At 68.6% G+C, this 25,289-nt stretch carries 24 protein-coding genes; 12 read left to right on the forward strand and 12 right to left on the reverse strand.

Going from position 1 to position 25,289, the window contains the following annotated elements:
* Positions 1-1,932, reverse strand: a 1,932-nt coding sequence (locus L978_RS03580; RefSeq protein WP_047520385.1) for a TPM domain-containing protein, incomplete at its 3' end; no start/stop codon positions are given.
* Positions 1,933-2,054: 122 nt separating this feature from the next.
* Here L978_RS03580 and L978_RS03585 point away from each other — a divergent pair.
* From L978_RS03585 to L978_RS03605, 5 genes are all read left to right on the forward strand, one after another.
* Positions 2,055-2,894, forward strand: coding sequence for a DUF3097 domain-containing protein (locus L978_RS03585; RefSeq protein WP_047520387.1), 840 nt, complete (start codon positions 2,055-2,057; stop codon positions 2,892-2,894).
* Positions 2,895-2,950: 56 nt separating this feature from the next.
* Entirely contained in the window at positions 2,951-3,676 is a 726-nt protein-coding gene (gene trmB / locus L978_RS03590) for a tRNA (guanosine(46)-N7)-methyltransferase TrmB (protein ID WP_047520389.1), read from the forward strand.
* A complete protein-coding gene (locus L978_RS03595; protein ID WP_047520390.1) occupies positions 3,673-4,533 on the forward strand; it encodes a CPBP family intramembrane glutamic endopeptidase in 861 nt (286 codons plus the stop codon). The genes trmB and L978_RS03595 overlap by 4 nt, the downstream gene beginning before the upstream one ends.
* Positions 4,534-4,591: 58 nt before the next feature.
* Positions 4,592-4,984: a DUF1304 domain-containing protein gene (locus tag L978_RS03600; RefSeq protein ID WP_047520392.1), complete on the forward strand. Its 393-nt coding sequence runs from the start codon at positions 4,592-4,594 to the stop codon at positions 4,982-4,984.
* A 66-nt stretch (positions 4,985-5,050) separates the two neighbouring features.
* Positions 5,051-6,127 carry a DNA polymerase IV gene (locus L978_RS03605; RefSeq protein ID WP_197055611.1) on the forward strand — a complete coding sequence of 359 codons (1,077 nt, stop codon included), beginning with the start codon at positions 5,051-5,053 and terminating at the stop codon, positions 6,125-6,127.
* A 42-nt stretch (positions 6,128-6,169) separates the two neighbouring features.
* Here L978_RS03605 and L978_RS03610 read toward each other — a convergent pair whose 3' ends face one another.
* Genes L978_RS03610 through L978_RS03620 form a run of 3 tightly spaced genes read right to left on the reverse strand, consistent with a single transcriptional unit; the run spans position 6,170 to position 8,093 of the window.
* Positions 6,170-6,571, reverse strand: a complete 402-nt coding sequence (locus L978_RS03610) for a RidA family protein (protein ID WP_047520393.1) — start codon at positions 6,569-6,571, stop codon at positions 6,170-6,172.
* A 56-nt stretch (positions 6,572-6,627) separates the two neighbouring features.
* On the reverse strand, positions 6,628-7,605 hold the full coding sequence (locus L978_RS03615; RefSeq protein WP_047520395.1) for a zinc-binding dehydrogenase: 978 nt from the start codon (positions 7,603-7,605) through the stop codon (positions 6,628-6,630).
* Between the two features lie 26 nt (positions 7,606-7,631).
* Positions 7,632-8,093 carry a MarR family winged helix-turn-helix transcriptional regulator gene (locus tag L978_RS03620; RefSeq protein WP_372492641.1) on the reverse strand — a complete coding sequence of 154 codons (462 nt, stop codon included), beginning with the start codon at positions 8,091-8,093 and terminating at the stop codon, positions 7,632-7,634.
* Positions 8,094-8,260: 167 nt separating this feature from the next.
* Here L978_RS03620 and L978_RS03625 point away from each other — a divergent pair, with 167 nt between their 5' ends.
* Entirely contained in the window at positions 8,261-9,931 is a 1,671-nt protein-coding gene (locus L978_RS03625; RefSeq protein WP_231554961.1) for a SulP family inorganic anion transporter, read from the forward strand.
* 36 nt (positions 9,932-9,967) lie between these two features.
* Here L978_RS03625 and L978_RS03630 read toward each other — a convergent pair whose 3' ends face one another.
* From L978_RS03630 to L978_RS03645, 4 genes are all read right to left on the reverse strand, one after another.
* Complete coding sequence (locus L978_RS03630; protein WP_047520399.1) at positions 9,968-10,639, reverse strand: GAP family protein; 672 nt, start codon at positions 10,637-10,639, stop codon at positions 9,968-9,970.
* The gene (locus L978_RS03635) at positions 10,639-12,390 is read right to left on the reverse strand and encodes a SulP family inorganic anion transporter (RefSeq protein ID WP_231554962.1); all 1,752 of its coding nucleotides are present in this window, start codon (positions 12,388-12,390) and stop codon (positions 10,639-10,641) included. The genes L978_RS03630 and L978_RS03635 overlap by 1 nt, the downstream gene beginning before the upstream one ends.
* Before the next feature lie 56 nt (positions 12,391-12,446).
* A complete protein-coding gene (locus L978_RS03640; protein ID WP_231554963.1) occupies positions 12,447-13,589 on the reverse strand; it encodes an AI-2E family transporter in 1,143 nt (380 codons plus the stop codon).
* Positions 13,590-13,662: 73 nt separating this feature from the next.
* Positions 13,663-14,496: a mechanosensitive ion channel family protein gene (locus L978_RS03645; protein WP_197055612.1), complete on the reverse strand. Its 834-nt coding sequence runs from the start codon at positions 14,494-14,496 to the stop codon at positions 13,663-13,665.
* Positions 14,497-14,640: 144 nt separating this feature from the next.
* Here L978_RS03645 and L978_RS03650 point away from each other — a divergent pair, with 144 nt between their 5' ends.
* Both L978_RS03650 and L978_RS03655 read left to right on the forward strand, forming a co-directional pair.
* Positions 14,641-15,732: a DUF998 domain-containing protein gene (locus L978_RS03650; RefSeq protein ID WP_052193303.1), complete on the forward strand. Its 1,092-nt coding sequence runs from the start codon at positions 14,641-14,643 to the stop codon at positions 15,730-15,732.
* Between the two features lie 32 nt (positions 15,733-15,764).
* The gene (locus L978_RS03655; RefSeq protein ID WP_156118215.1) at positions 15,765-18,311 is read left to right on the forward strand and encodes a LuxR C-terminal-related transcriptional regulator; all 2,547 of its coding nucleotides are present in this window, start codon (positions 15,765-15,767) and stop codon (positions 18,309-18,311) included.
* 28 nt (positions 18,312-18,339) lie between these two features.
* On the opposite strand, the gene L978_RS03660 is transcribed toward L978_RS03655, so the two are convergent.
* Complete coding sequence (locus tag L978_RS03660) at positions 18,340-18,783, reverse strand: DUF6325 family protein (protein WP_047520405.1); 444 nt, start codon at positions 18,781-18,783, stop codon at positions 18,340-18,342.
* Between the two features lie 4 nt (positions 18,784-18,787).
* Positions 18,788-19,174: an SHOCT domain-containing protein gene (locus L978_RS03665; protein WP_047520406.1), complete on the reverse strand. Its 387-nt coding sequence runs from the start codon at positions 19,172-19,174 to the stop codon at positions 18,788-18,790.
* Positions 19,175-19,334: 160 nt separating this feature from the next.
* Here L978_RS03665 and L978_RS03670 point away from each other — a divergent pair, with 160 nt between their 5' ends.
* From L978_RS03670 to L978_RS03685, 4 genes are all read left to right on the forward strand, one after another.
* Positions 19,335-20,462 (forward strand): AI-2E family transporter, encoded by a 1,128-nt coding sequence (locus L978_RS03670; RefSeq protein ID WP_052193304.1) that lies wholly within the window; start codon positions 19,335-19,337, stop codon positions 20,460-20,462.
* 98 nt (positions 20,463-20,560) lie between these two features.
* Positions 20,561-20,992 carry a DUF6325 family protein gene (locus L978_RS03675; protein WP_047520408.1) on the forward strand — a complete coding sequence of 144 codons (432 nt, stop codon included), beginning with the start codon at positions 20,561-20,563 and terminating at the stop codon, positions 20,990-20,992.
* A gap of 3 nt (positions 20,993-20,995) precedes the next feature.
* Entirely contained in the window at positions 20,996-21,349 is a 354-nt protein-coding gene (locus L978_RS03680; RefSeq protein ID WP_047520410.1) for an SHOCT domain-containing protein, read from the forward strand.
* A gap of 58 nt (positions 21,350-21,407) precedes the next feature.
* Positions 21,408-22,772, forward strand: a complete 1,365-nt coding sequence (locus L978_RS03685) for a hypothetical protein (protein ID WP_231554964.1) — start codon at positions 21,408-21,410, stop codon at positions 22,770-22,772.
* A 32-nt stretch (positions 22,773-22,804) separates the two neighbouring features.
* On the opposite strand, the gene L978_RS03690 is transcribed toward L978_RS03685, so the two are convergent.
* Both L978_RS03690 and L978_RS03695 read right to left on the reverse strand, forming a co-directional pair.
* Positions 22,805-23,758, reverse strand: coding sequence for an HAD family hydrolase (locus L978_RS03690; RefSeq protein ID WP_047520412.1), 954 nt, complete (start codon positions 23,756-23,758; stop codon positions 22,805-22,807).
* Between the two features lie 139 nt (positions 23,759-23,897).
* Positions 23,898-25,283, reverse strand: coding sequence for a DUF1254 domain-containing protein (locus L978_RS03695; protein ID WP_047520414.1), 1,386 nt, complete (start codon positions 25,281-25,283; stop codon positions 23,898-23,900).
* Between the last annotated feature and the right edge of the window lie 6 nt (positions 25,284-25,289).

Consider the following 25,289-nt stretch of genomic DNA (forward strand, 5'->3'; position numbering starts at 1 on the left):
GCCGCGGCTCGTGGATCTGCCGCCGCCGCCCCCGCCGGCGATCAGGCCGCCGATGATGCCGCCGAGGATGTCGCCGCCGATGCCCGAGCCGCCGCCCGCCGATCCGGAGCCTCCGAAGAGGCCACCGAAGCCGCCCTGGTCGGAGGAAGGGGCGTATGCCTGGACATCCGACTGTGCGGCCGCCGTCGCCTCCCGGGCGAGGGAGAGGGCACGATTGGCCTCGGCCAGTGCGGCATCCGGCTCGGTGGCCCGCAGGCTCAGAGCGTGCGTCAGACTCGCCTCCGCGTTCGCGAGCCGTGTGCGGGCGGTGGAGCCCACGGTGCCGCGACGGGTCTCGATGAAATCCCGAGTCGCGCGGATCTCGGAGGTCGCCTGTGCGAGGGTCTGCTCGAGCATCTGCTGCACGCGGCGCGCGCGTTCGACGCTCTCCTGCCCGTGAGCGATGGCGCCGTCGATCTGGGCGTTCGCGGCGGTGAGCGCCTCCAGCACTCGCTGCGGGTTGCGGGCGGACCCGGCGAGGTCGACCTGCGCGCGCTGCAACTGCTCTGCGGTCGCCGAGGTCGCGGCGGCGATCGCTCCGTCCGCGTCGGGCAGCTGCCGGGCCGCGACGAGGTCCCCCTGCAGCTCGGCCACCAGAGCACGCGACTTCGTCTCGAGTGCGGACAGTTCGGATCCGAGAGCCGTCACCGCCTGGGTGAGCTGCGCCGCCTGCGCCACGGATTGCTCGGCCGTGCGGATCGCGAAGGCGGCTTCACCGGATCTGCCCGCCGCGATCGCCTGTGCGGCGGCGTCGATCGATCGATCCGCCAGCTCGGCGCGCTCGTGCGCCTGGGCCGGGTTGTCGGCGATCGTGCGGAGCGCTTCCGCGTCGTAGGTCTCTGCCAGCGCCGCGAGCGCGGGTGCGGCGGCAGCGAGTGCGGAGGTCAGAGCCGCGCGTTCGCCGCGGACCCTCTCGAGTTCCTGCGGGGCGTTCTGCTCGAGCTTGCGGAGCGCGTCGAACGCTTCGGTGTTGTCATCGAGCACATCGTCGATCTCCTCGGCGATCCGGATGATGCGGATGTGCCAGGCGCGGCGATCGTGGATCGTGTCCTCGATCTCGTCGCCGAGCTTCTGCTTCAGGTCGAATGCCTCGGCGATCTTGGCCTTGGCGGCGTCGACCACCCGGGTGAACTCCTCCGTGGCGCCCTCCCCGAACTGCGCGATCGCGAAGCTGAGCTCTTCTCTGCTCGAGGTGATGGCGTCGTCGGCCTGAACGAGGGCGAGCGCGGCCTGCGTCTCGACCTGCTGATCGGTGAGCGTGGAGAACGGGTCGGCGGGATCGGGAGTCTCCGGCATCGCACCGCGTTCGCGGATCTCGGCCTTGCGGCGCGCACGGCGCACCAGCGCGACGACGAGCCAGACGAGCAGGGCCACCACGACGACGGCGGCGACGATCACGCCGATGCGGAGCGCTCCGGCACCTCCGTCTCCCTGTATCTCATCGGCGGCGAGGGTGATCGCACCCATCCAGTCGCCGTCGGCGGCGAACGGGACCATCTTGTCTTCGATGCTGTCGAGCTGGCTGAAGCTCAGCGGTCCGTCGGCTGCCGCGGAGATGTAGAGGCTGCGGCCGTCGACGGCGATGGCGAGGAGATACTGCTCGGTGCCGAGGTTGTTGGCCTCGGCGACGGTGTCTGCCCACTGCGCATCGTCTGTGGGGTTGGTGAACTCGTCGACGAGCACGACGAACAGGTCGGCGTTCGAGTTCTCGCTCAGTTCCTGGAGCCTGGCCTCGACCGTCGCCTCTTCGTCGGCGCTGAACACGCCGGCCCGGTCCGTGACGAACCCGGCGTCGAGCGTGATCGGATCGGTGGCGGACGCAGCCGACGGGGCGAGTGCCCCTGCGACGATCGCCAGCACGAGTCCGGTCAGCATGAGCCACCGTTTCGTCATCGTGTTCCCTCCGACCGGCAGCCGAGCCCCATGCGTCGAGTCTATGCACTGACTACGACACGCGACAGCACTGGAGAGCGGTTCGCCGTTCGCCGTCAGCGGAGGCACATACGCTGGAAGGCATGGACGACATGTACGGTTCGGATGTGCTGGCGACCGGCTGGCGCGACCGCGGCGCGAAGCAGGTGCCACAGGTCGCGGCGGAGGCCGATCTGGTCGTCGAGGTCGCCGATGACGGGTTCTGCGGCGCCGTGACACGCGTGCAGGCGGGAAACGTCGAATTGGAGGACCGACGCGGACGACGCAGGCTCTTCCCGCTCGGCGGAGGATTCCTGATCGACGGTGCCCCCGTGCGGCTCATCAGCCCGTCCGCCCCCGCACAGGGCCGCCGTCGGACGGCGTCCGGCTCCTTCGTCGTCGCCGATCAGCGGGCGCGTGTCGCCTTGCCCAGTCGCATCCTCGTCGAAGGCAAGCATGACGCCGAACTGGTCGAGAAGGTCTGGGGCGCAGACCTGCGCGTCGAGGGTGTCGCCGTCGAGTTCCTCCAGGGAATCGACCTCCTCGACGATCTGCTCGCCGCCGAGCCGCCGACGGCGACGCGACGCTATGGCGTGCTGGTCGACCACCTCGTGCCGGGATCGAAGGAGACCAGGGTCGCCGAGGCGATCGCGCGCGGCCCGCACGGGCGGCACCTCCGGATCGTCGGGCATCCCTTCATCGATGTCTGGCAGTGCGTGACACCGCGTGCCCTCGGTATCGCGAAGTGGCCCGAGATCCCGCGCGGCACCGATTGGAAGACGGGGATCTGCCGTGCTCTCGGCTGGCCGTACGAGGCGCCGGGCGACACCGGACGCGCGTGGCAGTACATCCTCTCCAAGGTCACCACGTATCGGGATCTGGAGCCCGCGCTGCTCGGTCGTGTGGAAGAACTCATCGACTTCGTCACCGCCCCCGCAGAGTGACAGAGGTGCGGTCCGCGTGCGCCGGCGGACCCGGGCACGGCGACTACCCTGGAATCATGCCCGAACCCCGTACCTTCCGAGACGAACCGGTGTCGTTCGTACGCCGCAGCGGTCGGATGTCGGAGGCGCAGGAGCGCGCCTTCACCGAGCTCGGCCCGCACTACCTGCTCGACGTCCCGCGCGACGTCGCCTGGACCTCGGTGCACCCGGAGGCGCGTCTCGATCCTGCGGCGGAGTACGGTCGCGACTCCGACCTGTACGTCGAGATCGGCTCAGGGCAAGGGCACGCGATCGTCGCAGCGGCGTCGTCGCGCCCGCAGGATGACTTCCTCGCCGTCGAGGTGTTCCGCGCGGGGCTCGCCCGGACCATGCTCGATGCCGACCGTGAGGGCGCGCGCAATCTCCGTGTCGTCGAGGCGAACGCGCCCGAGGTGCTGTCCTCGTACCTGCCCGAGGGTGCGGCACGAGAGGTGTGGATCTTCTTCCCCGACCCCTGGCACAAGAAGCGGCACACCAAGCGTCGGCTCGTGCGGCCGGGCTTCGGTGACACCGCGGCGAGAGCGCTGCGTGATGGCGGCCTGCTGCGGCTTGCGACCGACTGGGAGGACTACGCGCTGCAGATGCGCGAGGTGCTCGATGCCGAACCCCTGTTCGAGCGCGCGTTCGACGGCGAGTGGGCCGAGCGTTTCGACGGTCGCGTCATGACCGCCTTCGAGCGCAAAGGCATCGCCAAAGGGCGCGATATCCGCGATCTCGTCTACCGGCGCCGGACCCGCCCATGACCGAGGCGCGGACCGCGGCGGCGACGTGGCCCGGTATCGTTCCCGCGGGGCTCGTCTGCGCCGCAGCTCCTGCCTTCTTCGTGGCGGAGATCCCGTGGCTCGGCTGGGCGCTGCTCGCTCTGGGCCTCGGTGCCGCCTGGGTGATCGAACGCCGTCGGCCGTCCGAGAGCCGGATCGTCAGCGGGGGAGAGCAACGCCCCCCGTCGCTCGTCCGCGATCTCTCCCTGATCGCGGTCGGTCTGCTGATCGTCAGCATCATCCCGTTGGCCGCCGAGTTGGACAACTTCGCGATGCTGCGGTTCACGCTGGCTCTCGGCGGCGCGGTGGCCGTGCCCTACGTCATCTCGCGTTTCGTGTACCGCGATCGTGCGATCAGTTTCCCGTGGCGGACCCATCGTCGCTGGGGGAGGCTCCAATGGGGATGGCTGGTGGCGGTGCTCGTCCTCGGCTGGCTGATCCTCCCCTTCTACTTCATCACGAGCGGCGTCTACCAGAACTGGCCCGTGGTCGACACTCCCGACCTCATCGCGCGGCTCTTCGTCGGAGTGGGTGCCGTCGGCATCTGGGACGAACTGTTCTTCATCTGCACGGTGTTCGCCCTGCTCCGTCGCCATTTCCCGAACGTGATCGCGAACCTGCTCCAGGCCGTCGTGTTCGTCTCGTTCCTGTGGGAGCTGGGGTACCGGGAGTGGGGTCCGCTGCTCACGATCCCGTTCGCGCTCCTGCAGGGATACATCTTCCTGCGCACCCATTCGCTCGCGTACGTGGTCACCGTGCATCTGCTGTTCGACGCCGTCGTGTTCGCGGTGCTCGTCCACGCGCACAACCCGGGGCTGCTTCCGATCTTCCTGGTCTGAGCACGCGCGGAGACCTCGCGGGCTTGCCGGGTGAGCTCTCGGACGAGAGAATCAGCCCATGCTCATCGTCGGTCTCGTCCTCGCCGCAGCTGCCGCTGCGTTCCATGTGTTCATCTTCGCGCTCGAGTCGCTGAGGTGGACCGAACCCGAGACCAGGAAGATCTTCGGCGTCGCCAGCGAGGCGGACGCCGTCACGATGAAGCAGCTCGCCTTCAACCAGGGGTTCTACAACCTCTTCCTGGCGCTGACGACGTTGCTCGGCATCGGTCTCGTGATCGTGGGAGCCGAGACGGTCGGTCTGACCCTGGTGTTCGCGGGCACGGCCATGATGCTCGCCGCCGCACTCGTCCTGGTGCTCGCGGACCGCACGAAGGCTCGCGCCGCGACGATGCAGGGGGCGCTACCTCTGCTCGCCGTGATCGTGACTGCGATCGGCGTCTCGATCTCCTGACGCGCGCGCCCGGGGTCGCCCGGGGAACGGGGTGACAGACGCTCTCTCACCCGGCACACTCGTGTCATGGCCGACTGGGTGCTGCACGTGGACATGGATCAGTTCATCGCCGCGGTCGAGGTGCTGCGGCGGCCCGAGCTCGCCGGACGCCCGGTGATCGTGGGCGGACGGGGGGATCCCACCGAGCGAGCCGTCGTGTCGACCGCGTCGTACGAAGCACGCGCCTTCGGCATCGGCTCGGGGATGCCGCTGAAGATCGCGGCACGCAAGGCCCCAGAGGACGCCGTGTTCCTCCCGGTCGATCACCAGGCGTACGAGATCGCCTCCGCGGACGTGATGGCTGCGCTTCGTGCGCTGCCGGAGGTCGTGGTGGAGGTCGTCGGATGGGACGAGTGCTTCCTCGGTGTGAACACGGACGACCCCGAGAGCGTGGCGCGGGCTGCACAGGAGGCCGTGCGTGAGGCGACGGAGCTGCACTGCTCGGTCGGCATCGGCGACAACAAGGTGCGCGCCAAGATCGCGACGGAGTTCGGCAAACCCCGAGGGGTCTTCCGGCTCACCGAAGCGAACTGGTTCGACGTCATGGGCGACAGATCGACACGTGATCTCTGGGGCGTCGGCTCGAAGGTGCAGAAGCGTCTGGCTGCACATGGCATCTCGACCGTCCGGGAACTCGCGGACGCCGAGGAGGCGATTCTCGTCGAGGAGTTCGGCCCGCGGATGGGGGTCTGGTATCACGGACTCGGATCCGGTCAGGGGCCTGCCGTCGTCGATGACACGCCGTGGGTCGCTCGCAGCCACAGCCGGGAGACGACCTACCAGCAGAACCTCACGACACCGGACCAGATCGAGCGGGCCGTTCGCGAGCTCGCCGTCCAGGCTTTCGATGACTGCACCGCCGAGGGCAGGCCGGTCGTGCGTGTGCATCTGAAGGTTCGTTACGCGCCCTTCGAGACGAAGACGCTCGGTCGGAAGCTGCCGGGTGCGACCGAGGACCGTGATGAGTTCGTGGCGGCGGCTCTCGCGCTGGCGGCGACCCTCGACGTCGAGCGCGAGGTCCGTCTTCTCGGTGTGCGCGCGGAGATGACGATGCCCGATGCCGCGGACGACACCGGGCGCACGCCGGTCCGGGGGAGGATCTGACTCCTCCTCCGGGTACGGCGGCTCCGATCGAGGATCTCCGGGTCAGTCGCGGATGACTGCGGCGACCGCGCTCACCTCGATGAGAGCCCCGGGGACACCGAGGCCCGCGACGAGGGCCGCGGTGACCAGGGGCGGGGCGCCGTCTCTGGCGAGCCTCGACGCGACGGCGCCGTAGGCCGCGCGGAGATCCGCATCCTGACGGATCAGCACGGTCCAGCTGATGACGTCGGCGAGTCCGGCGCCCGCCGACTCGAGGGCGATGCGGGCGTTCTCGACGGCGCGGAGAGACTGCTCCGCGGCATCCGTGGATACGACCGCGCCGGTCGTATCCACACCGTTCTGGCCACCGACGTAGATCATGGTCGCACCTGGCGGCACGACGGCGACGTGACTGAAGGCGGGGCTGGCGACGAGCCCTTCGGGCTGCATGAGGGTGATCTCCATGGCCACACTCTGCCTCGGGGAACCGACATCGCCGACCCCGCCCTCGGATCGCGGGATCAGAAGCGCAACAGCACCTTGCCGACGCGCCCCGGGGTGTTGCTCGCCTGCACCGCCGCGCGGATGTCTCCCGCGTCGAAGGTTCCCGCCACGGGAAGCGTCAGGCTGCCGTCGCCGACCCGCTGGATCAGCTCACCGAACAGCTCGCCGCGCACGCTCGGGTCGAGCTGCGGGATCACCTTGCTGCCCCAGAAGCCCTTCACCGTCGCCTGCTTGAAGATCACGTCGGAGGAAGCGATCTCCATGGTCGGAGAGTTCATCGCCCCGAAGGCGACGAGAGTGCCTCCCTCGGCGAGAAGCGAGAGGACGTCTCCCGCGGAGGAACCGCCGACCGAGTCCACGCCGGCGACGATGGGTGCTCCACCGGTGATGTGCGCGACCTGCGCGCGCCAGTCATCCTGATCGGTGGCGACCACATCGTCGATGCCCTGCGCCCGCAGCTCCTCGACTCCTGCCCCACGGCGGACGAGGCCGAGGACGCGGACGCCTCGTGCGGCTCCGAGCTGCGCGAGCATTCGACCGACGGCGCCGTTCGCCGCGTTCTGCACGATCCACTGGCCCGGCTCCACGTCGAGGAACCGCAGCAGGGCGATCGTGCTGAACGGCATCGAGACGAGCTGCGCGGCGCTCTCGTCCGAGAGCGAATCGGGAACCGCGATCAGGCCGGCCGCGTTCGCGAGGAAGTACTCCGACCAGGCGCCGAATGTGCCGCCGGTGGCGACCCGCTGACCGATGACGAGGTTGTCGACGCCGTCCCCGATCGCGTCGACGACGCCGAGCGCCTCGGTGCCGGACGCCGCGGGGAGCTCGGGCGTGAAGCCGTAGGTGCCGCGGACCGTCCACAGATCGTGGTTGTGGATGGGGGAGAGCACCGTCCGGAGGCGGACCTGGCCCGCGCCCGGTTCCGGGAGGGGGCGGTCTTCGATCCGGAGGACCTGCTCGGGATCACCGAACGTCTGGTGGATGAGTGCGCGCATGGGGTTCCGTTCCTGTGTGAGTGAATTCAACGAGGGTCGTCCGTGTCGACGGACGTGGCGAGGCCGGCGGTCACCCGCTGGAGTCGGTCGGTGATGTCCCGCAGCTCGGTGATGAGCGCGCGGCGGTGATCGTCGTCGCGGAGACCGGCGGCTTCGGCGACGGCGGCATGAATGGGCGCCACCTCCGCACGAAGCTCGTTCCCTCTCGCGGTGAGCTGCACCGTCACGACACGCTCATCGGTCCGGCTGCGGGATCGCTCCACGAGACCGGCCTGTTCGAGGCGTCGCACGAGTGGCGAGAGCGTGCCCGAGTCGAGGCGCATCACCTCGCCGAGCGATCCGATGGTCTGCTCGCCGTCGAGCCACAGCGCCGCGAGCACGAGGTACTGCGGGTAGGTGAGTCCCCAGGGCGCGAGCAGTGCCCGATACGCCTGAGTGGTGGCGCGGGCAGCGGAGTACAGCGAGAAGCACACCATTTCATCGGTCATGGCCATAAGGTAATGCTTGCACACAAGTCAGTTGTGCACAACTTAATCTCTCAGGCCGCCTCGTGAGCCGTGCGTCACCCCACCCGCGGCGGGTGAGGATCCTCGCGTCGACCACGGTCGGTCGCAGTACGCTCGGGCCATCGGACCGCCGGAAGCAGGTGAGCGCAGTGAGAAGACCGTCGTGGTTCTTCAGCACGCTCGACGGCTACCGGCACCGCTGGATCGCGCGCGACGTCATCGCTGGACTGTCGGCGGGGGCTGTCGTGATCCCGCAGGCGATGGCCTACGCGACGATCGCCGATCTCCCCGTCCAAGTGGGTCTGTACACGTGCATCCTGCCGATGCTCGTCTATGCGTTCCTCGGCGGCAGCCGGGCGATGAGCGTCTCGACGACGTCGACGATCGCGACTCTCACCGCGACGACTCTCGTCACCGCGGGCGTGGCCGCCGGCGCCGATGACGCGATCGGTTCTCTCATGACGCTGACGCTTCTCGTCGGAGTGACCCTTCTCCTCGCTCGGTTGTGTCGACTCGGGTCGCTCGTGGAGAACATCAGCGGTGCCACGGTGCTGGGGCTCAAGATCGGCGTCGGCGCAACGGTCGCCGTCGGGCAACTGCCCACGCTGCTGGGCCAGAGCGAGGACTTCTCCGGACATGGCTTCTTCCGGTCGCTCGCGGCCGTCGGGAACGCTCTCGACAGCGTGAACTGGCCGACACTGGCCCTGTCGGTCGGCTCGATCGCCGCGCTGCTCGTCCTGAACCTCGTCGCCCCGAAGATCCCCGGAACACTCGTCGTCGTTGTCGGCGGCATCCTCCTCGTCGGGCTCGGGGGCATCGATGAGCTCGGCGTCCGCCTGATCGCGCCCGTCCCGAGCGGGCTCCCCGTTCCCGGCATCCCCGACCTCGCACGGATCCCCGCGTTGCTCCCGGGGGCGCTCGCCATCGCGGTCATGGCCTTCCTCGAGTCCGCAGCGGTGGCTCGGAGTCTCCGCGCGGCGACCGATCGTCAGGTCGACAGCGACCAGGAGCTTCTCGCGACCGGGGCGGCGAACACGGTCGGCGCGTTCTTCGGCACCATGCCGGCGGCGGGCGGGTTCTCGCAGAGCGCCGTCAATCGGAGTGCGGGCGCCACGTCGCAGCTGGCGACGGTGGTGACGGTCGTGCTCGCCCTCCTCGTGTCGTTGTTCCTCGGCCCCGTGCTGAGTCTGTTGCCGGAGGCGACCCTGGCGGCGATGGTCTTCGTGGCGGTCGCAGGTCTCATCGACATCCCCGAGCTGGTGCGGTGGGCACGGATCAGTCGGGTGGACTTCTGGGTCGCCCTGTCCGTCGCTGTCCTCGGGCTCACGGCAGGGCTCCTCCCGGCCGTCGCGGTCGGAGTCGTCGTCACGCTGATCCTTGTGCTGCGCGAGTTGAACGTGCCGAAGGTGCGCGTGGTGGGCAGGAACGACGGGGTGCTCGGCGTCGACCTCGAACGGGGGCTCTACACCGCCAACGCGCTGGTCAACGAGCGCCGCGTGCTCGAGCTCGTCGATCGAGAGAGCGAGCCCATCCGCGCGCTCGTGCTCGGGCTGCGACAGCAGGAAGTCATGACGATCACGGTGCTCGACGCCCTCGAAGACCTTGATCGCGAGTTGGCGCAGCGCGGTGTCTCCCTGCACCTGGCTGCGCTTCCGGAACCGGCGACGGCGGTCGCGGAGCACACCCCCTGGTTCCTGCGGCTCTCCGCCGCTGGGCGGGTGCATGTCTCCGTACGAGACGGGATCGCGTCGATCGCCGCGACGCACACGGATGCCGCGCTCGACGCCGTGCCTCCTGCCGAACCCGACGAACCACGCTGACCATCGGTCTCACGGTCGCCTGGTGCGGGACATCGGTCAGAAACTGCCGATGCCCTTTCCGACCATCGACATCCCGATCACCAGGAGGAGCACCGCCATGATGACCGCGTTCTCGGTGGCGAGCCAGCCGCGCAGGGCGTTCAGAGGCGCTCGAAGCCGGTCTGCCGCGATGAGGTAGCCGATCACCGGGACGAGCACCGTCGAGGCCGCGATGAGCGTGTAGACGGTCACCACGAGGACGGTCGAGCCGACGGGAAGAGCCGCAGCGCCGATGTCGGTGCCGGAACCGGCCGCCATGATGAGATTCTTCGGATTGACCGCAGAAAGCAGGAAGCCGAGCCCGAAGGCGACCGGGAAGGTGACCGTGTCGATCGCCTTCATCCATTTCGGCAAGGCCGCCTCTTCACCCGCTTTCGGACGTTTGCGCCACTGTCCGAAGGCGAGCACGAAGAGGAGCACCCCGAGGAGGAGCTGCACGACGCCGCGGATCGGGCGGGAAGCGTCCGGGTCCTCCTCCGGGAGGATGGAGAACAGCAGCGTGAAGACCGTCACCGCCACGACGATGCCGATCACCCACCCGAGCAGGAAGCCCACACTCGTGACGCGCGCCTTCGGCGAGAGCAGCATGAGGATCGCCGCGATGATCGGGATCGGGCTGATCGCCACGCCGAGGGCGAGCGGGAGGATCTCTCCTATGACCGTGCCCATCAGTGACCTGCTTTCCTTGAGGACGTGGGCTCCGCCGACGACGGGGCAAGTCGGCTGATCGCGGCGCGGTTGGTCGAGAAGACCTCTTCCGTGTCGAGCAACCCGAGGCTGGTGAGACGGTGCAGCGTCTTGGGGCGGACTCGGCTGTACGCGAGCGAGATGGATTGCGACGCGAGCCATTCCTTGAGCGCGGTGAAGGACTCCGCTCCGGTGACGTCCACATCGGTCACGGCCTCCATGTCGACGACGAGGTGGTGGACCGAGTCCGTTCCGGCCGAGCGGATCGCCTCCTTCACCGCGGTGGAGAAGACGGCGCCGTTCGCGAAGAACAGGGGGGCCGCGAGACGGATCACGATCACTCCCGGGGCGGTGACGTTCCCCGCGGGGGCGTCTTCGAGCAGGGACTCGCCGGGGTCGCCGCTGGATTCCAGGACATCGATCGCCGGATGCGAGGCGCGCTTGGCGAGGTTGATGAGCGCGAGCACGAAGGCGACCAGGATGCCCGCGATCGAACCGACGAAGAGCGTGGTGAGGAAGCAGGTCGCCCCGATGAGGAACTCGAACCGATCCTTGCGCCACAGATCGATGAAGTCGCGCACGCCGAGAAGCGGGATGATGGCCACGCCCACGATCGCGCCGATCGCGGGGGAGGGGATGTCGGCCAACAGTGCCGTGCCGAACAGGAGGAGCAGCAGGGTTCCCGCCGCGAGGATCAGAGCGGGGAACTGTGTGCGGGATCCGGCCTGATCCATCGCCGCGGTGCGGGAGGTCGAGGAGCCCACCGCGAAGCTGCCCTGCGCCCCCGCGGCGATGTTGGAGATGCCGAACGCGAACAAGTCACGGTTCGCGCGGAACGGATAGCCGTGTTTCTCGGAATAGGAGCGGGAGACGAGCAGACCCTCCGCCGTCGTCACCAGCGTGAGCGCGATCGCGGAGGGCACCAGCGCGAGCCACAGCGACCAGTCGATCATGGGCCAGGTCAGCACCGGCGGCCCTGCGGGCACTTCACCGAGCACATCCACCCCTCGCTGATCGAGGCCGGTCAGGACGACCACGAGCGTGGTCACGACCAGCACGATCAGCGCCCACGGGACCACGCGCAGGAAGCGGCGCCCCAGCAGCAGGACGGCCACCGAGCAGACGGAGATCAGGACGGCCCAGCCGTTGAGGGTCGTGAAGCCTCCCACGAGATCGGCGATCTTGCCGGTGAACTCCTTCCCGGAGTCGATCTTGACGCCCAGCATCTTCGCCACCTGGCTCACCATGATGTCGAGCGCGAGGCCGCCCACGAAGCCGACGAGGATCGGCTTCGACAGGAAGTTCGCCAGGAAGCCGAGCTTGAACACGGCCAGAAGCACGAACATCACCCCGCAGATGATCGCCTGCGCGAGCGCCAGGGTGGCGTAGTCGGCGCTGCCCGCGGCTGCCAGACCACCGATCGACGAGGCGACGAGCGCGGCGGCCGCGGCATCCGGAGACGCGACGAGCTGGCGTGAGGAGACGACCAGGGCATACACGATCGTCGGCACCACGAGGGCGTAGAGACCCGCGGTCGGCGGGAGACCGGCGATCTGCGCGTAGCCGATGTTCAGAGGGATGGCGATCGCGAGCAGCGTCACACCCGCGGTCAGCTCGGTCACGAAGTTCCGCCCGGTGAGCCCCGCGAGTGGTCGTTGCACGTCGCCTCCCTCCGTCGCACCCGGTCGGGCGCGTTCGCGTCCACCATCCCAGTCCGGGAAGACGGCGGCCACCAGGGCCTAACCTCCCCCGGGTGATACTCCGCCGGAGTGGATCGGGGCGCGGGAGGTCAGACGCTGCGTCGAATCCGTCGCCGCAGACGGCCTCGGGGCTGGGGCGCCGGCTCCGGCTCGGAAACCGCGGGCACGGCCGTGCGATCCCCGGACAGCCAGCGCACCCAGGTGGTCCCCGGATCGCCTTCGAGCACCAGTGCGCGTGCCAGCAGGGTGAGCGGGATCGAGAGGATCGCGCCGAGGGGCCCGATGATGAACGTCCAGAAGATCACCGAGAAGAAGCTGAGCGTGAGACTGAGGTCGACCGCGTCGCTGACGAACTTCGGTTGCACGAGAACCTGGAGCACCACGTTCACGACGCAGTACACGACGACCACACCGAGGAGGAGCGGCCAGCCGCCGACCGCGTACGCGAGGATCGCCGGGGGGACGAGTCCGAGGACGAATCCGATGTTCGGGATGAAGTTCGTCACGAACGCGAGGATCGCCCAGACGACGGGTGCGGGAACACCCATCCACCACAGGGCCAGGCCATCGATGATCGCGACGATGGCCCCGAAGGTGGCGTTGACGATGTAGTAGCGACGGATTCCGGAGCTGAGGTGGGTGATGCGCGCGATCACCGCACCCTTCGAAGCGCCGAAGAGTGCGGGCGCCTGCTGGTATCGAGCCGCGTCGGCCGCCATGAAGATGATGTAGGCGCAGACGAAGAACAGCGCGGTCGCGACGCTGAGCACGGTGCCGCCGATGCTGCGCACGAGGCCCAGCAGAGTGGTGGGATCCAGCACGGAGGCTGCCGCATCCGAGGCCTGCTCGTCCAGGCCCAGGGCCTGCAGCCAGGCGATGAACTCGTCGGCGGTGTTCGCCAGGCCTCCCTCCGAGACGAGATCGCCGACCAGCCGTGCGAACTGCGTACCGGCGAGCCAGAGCAGGGCGCCCATCGCCAGGAGGATCAGGTAGGCGACGACGATGACGGCGGTCGTGCTCGCCCACCGTGGCCATCCGCGGCGGTCGAGCGGGCGACGGAGGGGTTCGCAGATGATCACGATCACGATCGCGAGAGCCAGCGGTCCGAAGATGTCGCGCACGAAGTACACGCCCGCCAGCGTGACCACGCTCGCTGCGAGTACCAGGAGCACTCGAAGACTGGGGGAGAGCATCCGATCGCCGGAGCCCCCGGGCGGTGATGAGGTGGTCACGCGGCCAGCGTAGCCGTCGCTCGCGGGTGATCGCGCTCGCCTCGCGGATGGCACCGCGGACGGAACCCGGCGCTCAGTACGGCTCGGGAGGGACGAGGGGCGGCGTGCCCTGCTCCGGTGTCACCACGCTGCGCAGGCCAGCCGCTTCCAGCGCCTCGGCGACTGCGCGCACGGTGTCGGAGACGACGGCGGCGCCGTGCAGGGGGTGATGCCAGACCTGGAGTTCCAGCATCCATCGGGTCGGGGAGACTGAGCTGATGCGCACCCCCGGGCGCTCGCGTGTGTGCACACCGTCGACGGTGGCCGCCGCGTCGGTGATGATCCCGATCACCTCGTCCAGGTCGAGGTCGTCGGACCGCGCGATCCTGACGTCCAGCGCGCTTCGACGCGCCCCGTGTCGGGAGTTGTTCACGAGCACGCCGGTGAGCAGCGCGGCATTGGGCACGTGCACCGTGCGCCCGTCCACCGTGGTGAGGATCACCGCGCGTCCGTTGAGCTCCTGCACCTTGCCGCGGATCTCCCCGTCCGGGCCGTCGATCGCGATCTCCTCGCCGAACTTCACCGACTGGCGGGACTGGATCAGGACGCCCGCCGCGAAGTTGTCCGCGACACCTCGCAGCACCAGGATCAGGACGACGACCGCGATGGCCGTCATCGCCAGCAGCGGCTGCACGTTCGCGCCGAGGAAGGCCAGGCCGACCCCGATGCCGACCAGGAGCAGTGCGTACTGGGTGAATCGCGCGGCGAGCTGCGCCACGGAGTCCGAGATGCCGGGTGTCCGGGTCGTGAGCTTCAGAACGCCTTTGCGCGCGAACCGCGACAGCAGCCACCCGACGAGCACCGACAGCACCGCCAGCCCGATCTGCAGGGCCGAGAGGCCGTCGGGGAACAGGTCCTCCCAGGTCACGATCGCGGCTCCTTCGGGCTCGTCCGGGTCGTCCGCCTCATGCGACAAGGATGCGCCGACCCGGTCGCAGCGCGTGCGCCGCGGTCACCCCGCGCGGGTGAGCCCGGCGGTGCGGCGGCGTGTGACCACCAGGACACTGGGCCCATGTCCACGACTCCGCCGACGCCGGATCTGCTGACGGCCGCACGCTCGCGCGGAGCGACGAGAGAGCGTGCGCGGGAGGCCATCGGGCTCCAGATCTCGATCTTCGCCTTCGTCCTCGCGGCACTCGTCGCCCTCCCTGTCTTCGGTCTGCGCGCAGCCGCCATCGCCGGCCCCGACTCGCTCGGCCAGTTCGTCGCACTGATGTCGGCGGTCACGGCGATCGTCGTCTTCGTGCTGGGGCGGATCATCGCCGCCGATCCCGCGCGGGAGAAGCGGCTCGGCGTGCTTGACATCATCGACATCGCGGCTTTCGCGTTCGCCCACGCCATGATCTCGCTGCTCGGATGGACGCTCGCGGCGACGATCATGGAGCAGGGGCTCCTGGGAGCCGTGGTGTATCCGATACCCGTGCTGACGCTGGCCGGAGCCGCCGCGGCGCTCACCGCGTACGTGACCTACTACTCCGCGACCCACCTCGATCTGCAGCTGTTGGCGACGGTGCTCGCCGTGTTCCTCGTGCTCGGAATCCTCGCGAGCATGCTCACCGCGAGCGATCCGCAGTGGTGGAAGGAGAATCTGAGTGCCCTCGGCATGACCGACGATCTTTCGGCGCGCGCCTTCAATCTGACGTTGATCGTCGCCGGCATCCTCGTGACGACGCTGGCCCGCTACGCCACGAGGGGCATCCCGACCACGCACCCACGCGGAGTGGTCGCCGTGCGGACGTGCCTCGTCATCGTGGGAATCTTCCTCGGCCTCGTCGGCGTGTTCCCCGTCGATCAGCACTTCGCGCTGCACACGGGCGTGGCCTCGGGCATGGTCGTCGCGTACGCCGTGCTCGTGGTCGCCATCCGGCGATGGATCCCCGGTGTCTCCCGCACGTTCGTGCTCCTGGGCTACGTGTTCATCCTGCTGATCCTGCTGCTCTCGGTGTTCTTCGCCGTGGGCTACTACACGCTCACCGCGGTCGAGCTGGTGGCGGGGACGGTCGTCTTCAGCTGGATCATCCTCTTCATCCGTACGGCCGATGCGCTCAAGCGCGACGCGGAGCGAGAGACTTCGGACGGCGACACTCGACGAAAGTCACCTTGAAGGGCTAACCGATACGCCAGTACCTTGGTGCCATGTCGCCCCCCGTACGCTCGACCACGCCGGGACCGACGGTGCGCTTCCGGCCGCCGGCACCGCAACCAGGCGCCATCCGTCGCGAACGCGTGAGCGCCGCGCTCGAGGCGGCAGCGGCGGTGGACTCGCTGGTCGTGGTCAGTGCCCCCAGCGGATTCGGCAAGACCACTGCCGTCGCTGACTGGGCTTCCGGGCTCGAGCAGGTCGCCTGGTTGGGCCTCAGCTCGTTCGACTGCGATCCGTCGCGGCTGACGCAGGGAGTCGTGCACGCCCTCCTGGTCGGGGCCGAGAGAGCCGGGCGGTCGCTGGCCCTGTCTCGGGACCTGGACGACCCGAGCCCCGCCTACCAGGAGATCTGCAGCGCCTTCGAGGGCGTCGATGACCGCGTGCACCTGATCATCGACGACGCGCAGCGCGCGGGGGAGGACTGGCGTCGGGGTCTCCTCGGCATGCTTGCGGAGCAGGCTCCGGACAACCTGCGGATCGTCCTCGTCGGCACGACACTGCTCGAGGTCACGCTCTCCCGGCATCGGATCACGCATCCGGACGCCTTCGTGGGCGTGGAGATCCTCAGCTTCACGGCGCCGGAGGTGGAGCGTCTGCAGGCGTCGGCGGCGAACGGTCTCGCCGCCGACACGATCTTCGAGGAGACCAGGGGCTGGCCCATAGCGGTCCGCCTGATGATGATCGGTGGGGCTCGACCGGACTCCGTGGCGCAGAGCGCTTCGGGCTTTCTCGGCGCCTACGTCCGCGAACATGTGCTCGGCGCATTGCCCCCGGACGTGGCCGACTTCGTGCTCGACGCGAGTGTCTGCGGCGAGCTCACCCCGGAGCTGGCCGCTGCGGTCACGGAGCGTCCCGACGCGGCCGAGCTCCTCGAGACGTGCGTGCGGCTCGGTCTCTTCCTCGACCGGTTCGACGGTTCGCACGGGGTCGTGTACCGCTGGCACGCCTCATTCGCACGACAGTGCGCGGAGATCGTGCGGCTCGATGCCGTACGCGCCGCCGCCTGCCATCGCCGTGCGGCGAGCGCGCTCGAGGCGACTGATCCCATCGCGTCGATCGCGCATTCGCTCCGTGCCGGGGAATCCGTGACCGCGAGAGACACGCTGCTGCGCCATTGGCTCGGTCTCGTCGTGGGGACGGGTGCCGCCGAGGTCGAGCGCACGGCGATGGAGATGCTGCATCGAACCCCCGACGACGCGCAGGTCCTCCTCGTCCGCGCCTGCGCGAGTGACGTGTTGGGCGACCATCGTGTGGCGCGCGAGCTGTTCCGCCGCGCCGAGGCGACGGTGGCCCGGACGTGCGAGGGAGCGGAACCCCCGGTCCTGCTCATCGCCCGGCTGTTCATCGCGGATGAACGCACCGAGGTCGCCGAGGCCAGCGCCAGAGTGCGCCGGATGCTCCTCGAGGGGGATTCGACCGAACTCGGGGATCGCGCGGCGCTCAACTATCTCCTCGGCTGGACCGAGATTCGTCATCGCGGCAGCCCGATGATTCCGTTGGAGTACTTCTCGGTCGCCGCCAGGGAGGCGCAGACCTCCGGGGACCGCGAACTGGCGAAGCGTTCGCTCGGGCATCTCGCCTTCGGTCAGACGTGGGCCGGTCGTCTCACCGACGCACGGGTGTCCCTCGCCGCCGCGTACGACGTCGAGGACGCCACCCTTCCCTGGAGCACGTACGCCGGAGGGAGCGCAGCGACGGCCTCGGGCTATGTCGCGTACTGGTCGGGCGAGTTCGCCGAGGCGATCCGGGCGTTCGGCACGGTGATCGCCAACGGGGGCTCAGACCGATCCTTCACGAGCGTCGCGCGCATGATGACCGCCTACGCGGCGGCGGAGACGGGCGACGTCGCTGCGTGCCGTCGCGCGGCGATCGGCATCCAGGACATTCCCCTCGAGGTGATCCACGGCATCTCCTGGCCGGCATTCCGGGAGTCGTCGGTCGCTCTGCTCGAGGAGACGGTCGGGCGTCAGGATCGGGCGATGCGGATCGCCAGGAAATACATCCAGTGCCCGGATCTCCCCGTCGTCAACGTCGCGCTCGCGGGGGTCCTGCGTCGGGCCGGTGAATACTCCGCGGCGCTGGAGATGCTGCGCTCGCTCCGTCAGTTCAGCGAGATCTCCTACGTGAAGTCGGCGACATTGATCACGGCTGCGGTGCTGCGCCGGCAGGGTGGTCATCACGACGAGGCGCATGATCTGTGCGAGGCGGCGGTCGCCGTCGCTTCCGGCGAGAACATCCGGCTTCCCTTCGGGCCTCGCGAGACGGCGGTGCGCAAGCTGCTGGGCGAACACGTCCACTTCGGCACGCAGTTCGAGGATTTCATCGGACGCTGCCTCGCGAACGATGCCGCCGGTTCGCTGGTGGAGACGCTCTCGGAGCGGGAGCGGGATGTCTTCCAACAGCTGCAGACCGCGCGGACGCTGCACGAGATCGCTCGAGAGCTGGCGGTGTCGATCAACACGGTCAAGACGCACCAGAGGGCGATCTATCGCAAGCTCGGGGTGTCCTCGCGGCGTGAGGCCGTGCGCACCACGGTCTGAGCCCCACGCACCCGGCGACGCGGGACGCTCAGTGGTGCTGCAGGGCCGTGGCGAGAATCGTGTTCGCGATCGCGGCCGGAATCGGTTGCATCGCCAGGATGCTGTCCCCTCGTCGATCGACGTCGCGGGAGAAGCGCTCGCTCCACGTCGGCTCGATGAGCATCAGCGCCGCGACGGTGCCGACGGGAAGGCGCGAGGCGAAGTGCCGCGCATCGTCGTCGCCGATCAGGCCGGGGGTGTCGAGTCCGAGTCCGGCGAGCGCGAACTCGTCGGTGTCGATCTCGATCAGCCGCCAATCGTCTCCATGCAGTCGATGGAGGATGAGGAAGTCCAGAAGGCGGATGGCTCCGCTCTCCACCTGTCGAAGCAGAGCCTCCAGGATGTTCGGGCTGAGGCGGCCGTCCTCGAGGCGCACGACGACGAACTCGACGTCGCCGAGCGCCTCCAGGGTCACACCGACCGCCTCAGGCACGATCTCAGCTCAGCGCGCGTGCCTTGATGGCAGCGAACTCGTCGGGGGTGATGGTGCCGGCGGCGAGGAGCTTCGACGCTTTGTCGATCTCATCGCTGGGACTGGAACCGGCGACGCTGCGGATGTAGGAGTCGGCGGCCTGCTGCTGCTCCTTGTACGCCGAAGCGCTGCGTTCGCCCATGCCCCTGCCGCGCGCGATCAGGTAGACGAGGGCGGTCAGGAAGGGGACGAAGATGAGGAAGATGATCCAGACGGCCTTCCACCAGCCGTTCAGGGCGTGGTCCCGGAACAGGTCCGCCACGATGTTGAAGAGCACCATCAGGTAGGAGATGAACACGAAGACCCAGAAGAACCACCAGATGATGTCCCAGAAGCTTGTCCAAATCGACACTTCGGACCCCTTTCGTTGAGTTACTGCGTACCGCGATAGTGACAGCGCGACGGGGAGGGCGGGGAGCTCGCTCACCCCTAGTGGGCGACCCTCGCACGGTCACCAGGAACGGGTGAGGCGGTGGGGGCTCCGTCGGAACCTCGCGCGTAACGTGCACCGTGTGGACGAGACGAAGCCGGTGACGCAGACGGAGCGGGAGAGCGGTCGACCCCTGTCCCGCCTCCAGCTCATGCTTCCGGCGAAGCCGTTGCTGTCGGGGTTCACCGTCGCCGTGGGGGTCCTGCTCGCGATCGCCCTGGCAGCGACGATCGCCGGCATCTCCACCGTTCTCATCTCGATCTTCTTGGGGATGTTCCTCGCGCTCGGACTCGATCCGGCCGTGCGCGCTCTCGAACGCCGGAGGATGAGCCGTGCGGCCGGTGTCGCGGTGGTCGCCGCCGTGTTCCTGGCCGTCGTCGCCGTGATCCTCCTCGTCCTCGTTCCGATGACGATCCGACAGGTCTCCGCCGCGATCGAGGCGGCACCCGAAACCATCGCGGCGATGCAGCAGAGCGAGTGGTACCTGGCACTGGAGGCGAACCTCGGTGTCGACCTCTCGGCCGTCGTCGCCGAGGGCATCCACTCGCTCACCACGCTGTCCTCCTTCCTCGCGATCTCCGGAGGGGTGCTGAAAGCGGGTTTCGGCGTGATCGGAGCGGTGTCGAGCTTCATCATGGTGGTCGTCCTCACGCTGTACTTCGTGTCCTCGTTGCAGAGCATCAAGGGCGCGGTCGTCTCCCTGGTCCCGCTGTACCGGCGGGCTCGATTCGCCGACGTGCTGGAGGAGATCACGCAGTCGGTCGGGGGAGTGGTCGCCGGCGGCGTGACGCTCTCGGTGATCAACGCGCTCGTCGTGCTCGTGATCCAGTTCGCGGTCGGCTCGTCCATCCCCGCGGTGATGGCGATCGTCGCGTTCTTCGTCACGCTGGTCCCGATGATCGGGTCTCTGGTCTTCCTGGTCATCGGCAGCGTCGCGACGCTGTTCGTCAGCCCGCTGGCCGCGCTGATCTTCGCGATCGCGTACCTCGTCTACATCCAGGTGGAGGCGTACGTCGTCACCCCACGTGTCATGGGCAAGGCGGCCGAGGTGCCCGGGGTGCTCGTGATCATCGGCGCGATGATCGGCGCCACCCTCCTCGGACTGCTCGGCGCGCTCGTGGCGATCCCGCTGACCGCGTCGATCCTGATCATCGTCCGCAAGGTGTGGATCCCGCGCCAGAACAGTCAGACCGAGCCGCCGGACGGCTGAGCGCTCACCCGGTTGGGGTGAGAATGCGGACCTCCGCCTCGACAGCGATGCGAGCATGAGCGCACGGTCCGGTTCGTCACCGTGAGAAAGGACAATCCATGAATGACTTCCGATTCGGCCCCGCTGAGTTCTACCTCGTCGGGTTCGAGGGAGAGCGTCCCGACCCGGCGACGTTCCGAGCACTGGCCGACCTCATCGACAGCGGCGTCGTCCGGTTGCTCGACTTCGTCGTGTTGTCGAAGTCGGCGAGCGGTGAGGTCGAGATCGTCGAGCTCGACGACGATGACGGCGATCTCGGGCTGGACGACTTCCAGCCGATCGCCGCAGGCCTCGCCGGTGAGGAAGACGTGGAGGCGCTCGCTGCAGCCCTCGATCCGGGGCAGTCCGCCGCCGTCGTCGTCCTGGAACTCACGTTCGCCCGCGCTCTGGCGCAGAGCCTCGCGGCCGCAGGCGGGCAGGTGCTCCGGAGCGAGCGCGTCCCCGCTCCGGTCGTGAACGCCATGATGGACATCCTCGATCAGGAAGGTTAAGACATGCCAATGAGAAGATTCGGCCGCCCCGGACTGATCGGGCTGGCAGCCAGGACAGCCGTCGTGGCAGGAACGGCGTCGGCTGTGGGCGGTGCCATGTCTCGGAACCAGCAGCAGCGGGCCCAGGGACAGTACGAGCAGCAGCAGTACGAGGCCGCCCAGCAGCAGGCGCAGATCGATGCGGCTGCGCAGAACGCCGCCGCACAGTACGCCGCTGCACCTGCAGCAGTGGCACCCCCGGCGGCAGCGGCGCCCGACGACATGGTCGCGAAGCTGCAGCAGTTGGCGGCGCTCAAGGACTCGGGTGTCCTCTCGCCGGAGGAGTTCGTCGCGGCGAAGCAGAAGCTGCTGAGCTGACGATCGGGGCGTGCGCCGGACCCGGCGCACGAAGGGGCGATACGGAGGAGGACGCCGCATGAGCGAACTGGAGGATCTGCGCGCCCGCGTTCTTCTGCTCGAGCAGGAGAACGAGGCGCTCAAGAAAACGCCGGCGGAGAAGCAGCGCCGACGCCCGGTGGCGAGAAGCATCGTCGCGGGGATCGTGCTCGCCGTCGCCGTGTTGATGGCACCGATCGCGGCGATGGGCACGTGGGCGCGCCTCCAGCTCGTCGATGCCGACAGGTTCGTGGCGACGTTCGCGCCTCTGGCCGAGGATCCCGACGTTCAGGATTTCGTCGCCGACCAGGTCAGTGCCGCCATCCATGAGCAGGTCGACCTCGACGCGGTCGTGGGCGAGGTCTTCGACGGCTTGCGGGAGCTGGATCTTCCCCCTCGCGCGTCCTCCGCCCTCAGCCTCCTGGAGGCGCCGGCGGCCAGCGGGCTCACCTCCCTCGTCGACAACGTGATCCATGACGTGGTCGCCTCCGACCAGTTCGCCGATATCTGGGCGCAGTCGCTGCGTTTCAGCCATGAGCGTGCTGTGGCGATCATGCAGAACAGTCCGGACACCGCGCTTCAGCTCGCAGACGACGGCGTGCTGTCGATCGATCTCGGTCTCGTGGTCGAGCGCGTCAAGGCGGTGCTGACGGAACGCGGCGTCGGATTCGCGGACCTGATCCCGCAGATCGATCGCTCGATCCCCATCGCGCAGGCCGATGCTCTGGTGCTGGTGCGGACGGTCTACCAGATCGCGGTCGCCGCGGGCTTCTGGCTGCCGTGGGTCGTGCTCGGCCTGGTGGTAGGGGGGATCCTGATCGCCCGGAACCGCCCGCGCGCGTTGTTCTGGACCAGCGCGGCGCTCGCCGTGGCATTCCTGCTCCTGTCCGCGGGGATGGGGATCGGCCGAGTGTTCTTCATCGGTGCGGTCAGTCCGTCGATCATGACGGCTGCCGCGGCCGAGTCCCTCTTCGATCAGGTGACGTCCTTGCTCAGTTCGACGATCGCTGCGCTGGCCTTGGTCGGCGTCCTGGTAGCCGTGTGGGCCTGGATCGCCGGGTCGAGCCGCAGTGCCGTCGCGCTTCGGGGCGCGTCGGCGAGCGGGTTCGCTGCGGTACGGAACACCTGGGAACGGCGAGGCGTGTCCACGGGACGCTTCGGCCTTGCGATAGACCGATTTCACGGGCCGATCGTCATCGCCGGCATGGCCCTCGCGCTGCTCATCCTGATCATGACGAGACCGGTCTCGTTCGGTTCGGTGGTCGGAGTATCGGTCGGTCTCGTGGTCTTCCTCATCCTGGTCGAGCTCGTGCGTCGTCCCTCCACCGCGACGGACGTTCTCGGGGAAGAGGACGCCGACGAGGAAGCGGCCGCACCGGAAGCCACCGTCTCGACGACCCCCTGAACAACCCCACCGAGCGTTCGGCCCGCAGAGGCTCAGGATGCCTGCGGGTCGCTCGTCGACGAGGGGAACACGGTCTCCCAGTCGTCCTTCACGCTGACCACGGTGTAGCCCTTGTCCACAGCGTCTGCGAGCACCTTCTCGGCACCGGCGTCGTAGGGCGTGTCGCCGCGTTCCGGGTCGTCGTGGTGGACCAGGAGCGCGAATCCGGGCCGCGGTCCGCGGCGCGCGAAGTCCATCATCGCGGCGTCGCCGTTGGAGTTGCCGCCGACGAACAGGGGCCGCCGACCGATACGGGTCCAGATCCGGATGGGTTTCTCCGGGCCGTCGTCGAAGAAGGCCAGGGACGGCGAGTAACGAACGGTCGCGTCCGTGTCGTCCCAGGCGAGGCCGAACGCCGACCCGACGACGTGTTCCGGCGGGATGCCGTAGTTCGCCTGGGTCATCGGGCGCATGAAGTCTCGCTCACCCCCCGACACGATGTAGCACGTGAAGCCGTGCAGCTCGAGGTAGCGGAGCAGTTCGACCATCGGCTGATAGACGGTCTCGGCGTAGGGGCGCTTCAGTGTCGGATGCTGCGCGACCTCGTAGAACTCGGCGACCGAGCGGGCGTAGTCCTCGACGCTCATCCCATCGGTGAGTCCGACGAGCGCCTGGATGATGACCTTCAGGTCGGAGTCGTCTCCGCCGTAGTGCTTGTCGATCGCCGTGCCCAGCCAACCGAAGTCGCCGCTCACCGCAGCCAGGTACGGCTGCTTCTCGGCCAGCGCGGGATCGCGCTCCGCGGCGGCGCGCCACTGTTCCACCACGTAGTGCAGTTGCGTGATCATCGGCTTCTCGGACCACAGGGTGCCGTCGTTGTCGAATACGGCGACCCGTTCCTCGACCGGCACCGCCCCCGGGCCGTCGGTGACGGAGGCGACGAACTCCTCTATCTCGCGCCGTGTGCGGGTGTCGCGCCACGACGGCAGGGCGGCGTTCTCGGTCATCTCGGATCCTCACGTCTCGATCGATCGGCGGTTCGACGGCTCCATGCTGGCATCCCACGAAAGCGTGGAGAGACCGCCGGTCACCCCTCTCGGGTGAGACTCGGCGGTGCAGCCGGCGCGGGCGGCTGCTCGTCCCGTGTCAGCGGGGTGTGATGTCGCCGAGCTTCCAGCTCCGGTCGAAGTACGGCTCGGTGGGGCCGTAGAAGCGGAAGTACGAGAACCAATGCCGCCCGGGAATGGTCTGCACCCAGTTCGTCGGTCCCTCCGCGGGCTCCTCCGGACCGAAGTACAGGTCGACCGACCCGTCGTCGTTGAGCGTGAGGTCGGTGTCCCGGGAACCACGGTCACCACGCTGCTGAGGATTGTCGATCAGACAGCGCGTCGTGACGTCGTACACGGTGGCCGACCAGAAGAGCTTGGCAGGAACATCCGCGGGGACATGCAAGGTGTAGTCGCGGCCTCCATCGAGCCACTCGCCCGCGCCGTCGACATAGGAACCGAGGTACGCCTGACCGACCCCCGGCGTGGTGCTCTTCATCGCCTGAGAGAAGGACACGGCCTCGTAGAACCAGGACGCCCGCTCGAACAGCTCGTCGTATCCGTCGCCGCGCTGCGCGGGGTTGTCGAGCACGATGGCCAGTTCCCACGCCCGGTCCGGCCAGTACCTGACCTCGTCGAAGCGCTTCGCGAAGGTGTTCGCCTGAGCCATGAGCTCCCCGGCCGCCGCGCCTTGCTCGAGGATGCGCGTGAGCCGTTCGTCGGGCGCGAACGGCTTTCCCTTCTCGATTCCCAACTGCTTGAGCATGGCGAGGTAGAAACGGTCCCGTTCGTCGACGACCTCGCTCTGGTAGATCGCGTGGAGGCGCTTCCAGTACTCGAGGCCGCGGGGCTGGTCGCCGGTCCATGCGCGGCCGTCGGGGGATACGATCCGCGTCGGCGCGGGGTTCGCACGGTCGGCGTACGGATAGATGCGCACCGCGTTCACGAGTGCATCGGCTCGCGCCGGATCGGGATCGAGGGTGCGGAACCCGAACATGATGTTCACGCCGGAGGAGTGGAGGACGCGGTATCCCGCATCGAGGTCGTCCGGCTCGGCGACAGCGGGTGCGAGGATGACGTACTTCCCGCCCTCGCCCCGGTCCGGGCCCATCTCGCCCATCGCTCCGACCTCGCGCTGCCAGAAATCGGAGACGCCCCCGGCCGTCGGGCCGGCGGGAAGTTCGATGACGAGGGGCCCCGTCTCTGTGAGGTCGAAGAAGTTGAGGATATAGGGGGTCGTCGCGTTGGCGGTGATCAGCCCGAGACGGTCGCGGTAGCTCAGGTAGCGCACGAGATCGCTGCTCGTCGCGCCGAAGACGTCGTAATGCTGCGTCTTCCACTGCGCATACGAGACCAGGGGCAGAGCCCAGAGGTAGGTCTGGCATGCCAGCTGGTAGTCCAGCTCGTCGAAGATCAGGGGAAGCGACGAGCGCGCGGGGATATCGAGGTCGATGTCGACGAGGCGTCCGGGGATCGGTGATGTCATGCGACG

Origin of the sequence: Microbacterium sp. ZOR0019, from assembly GCF_000800925.1 — a bacterium.
GTDB lineage: Bacteria > Actinomycetota > Actinomycetes > Actinomycetales > Microbacteriaceae > Microbacterium > Microbacterium aurugineum.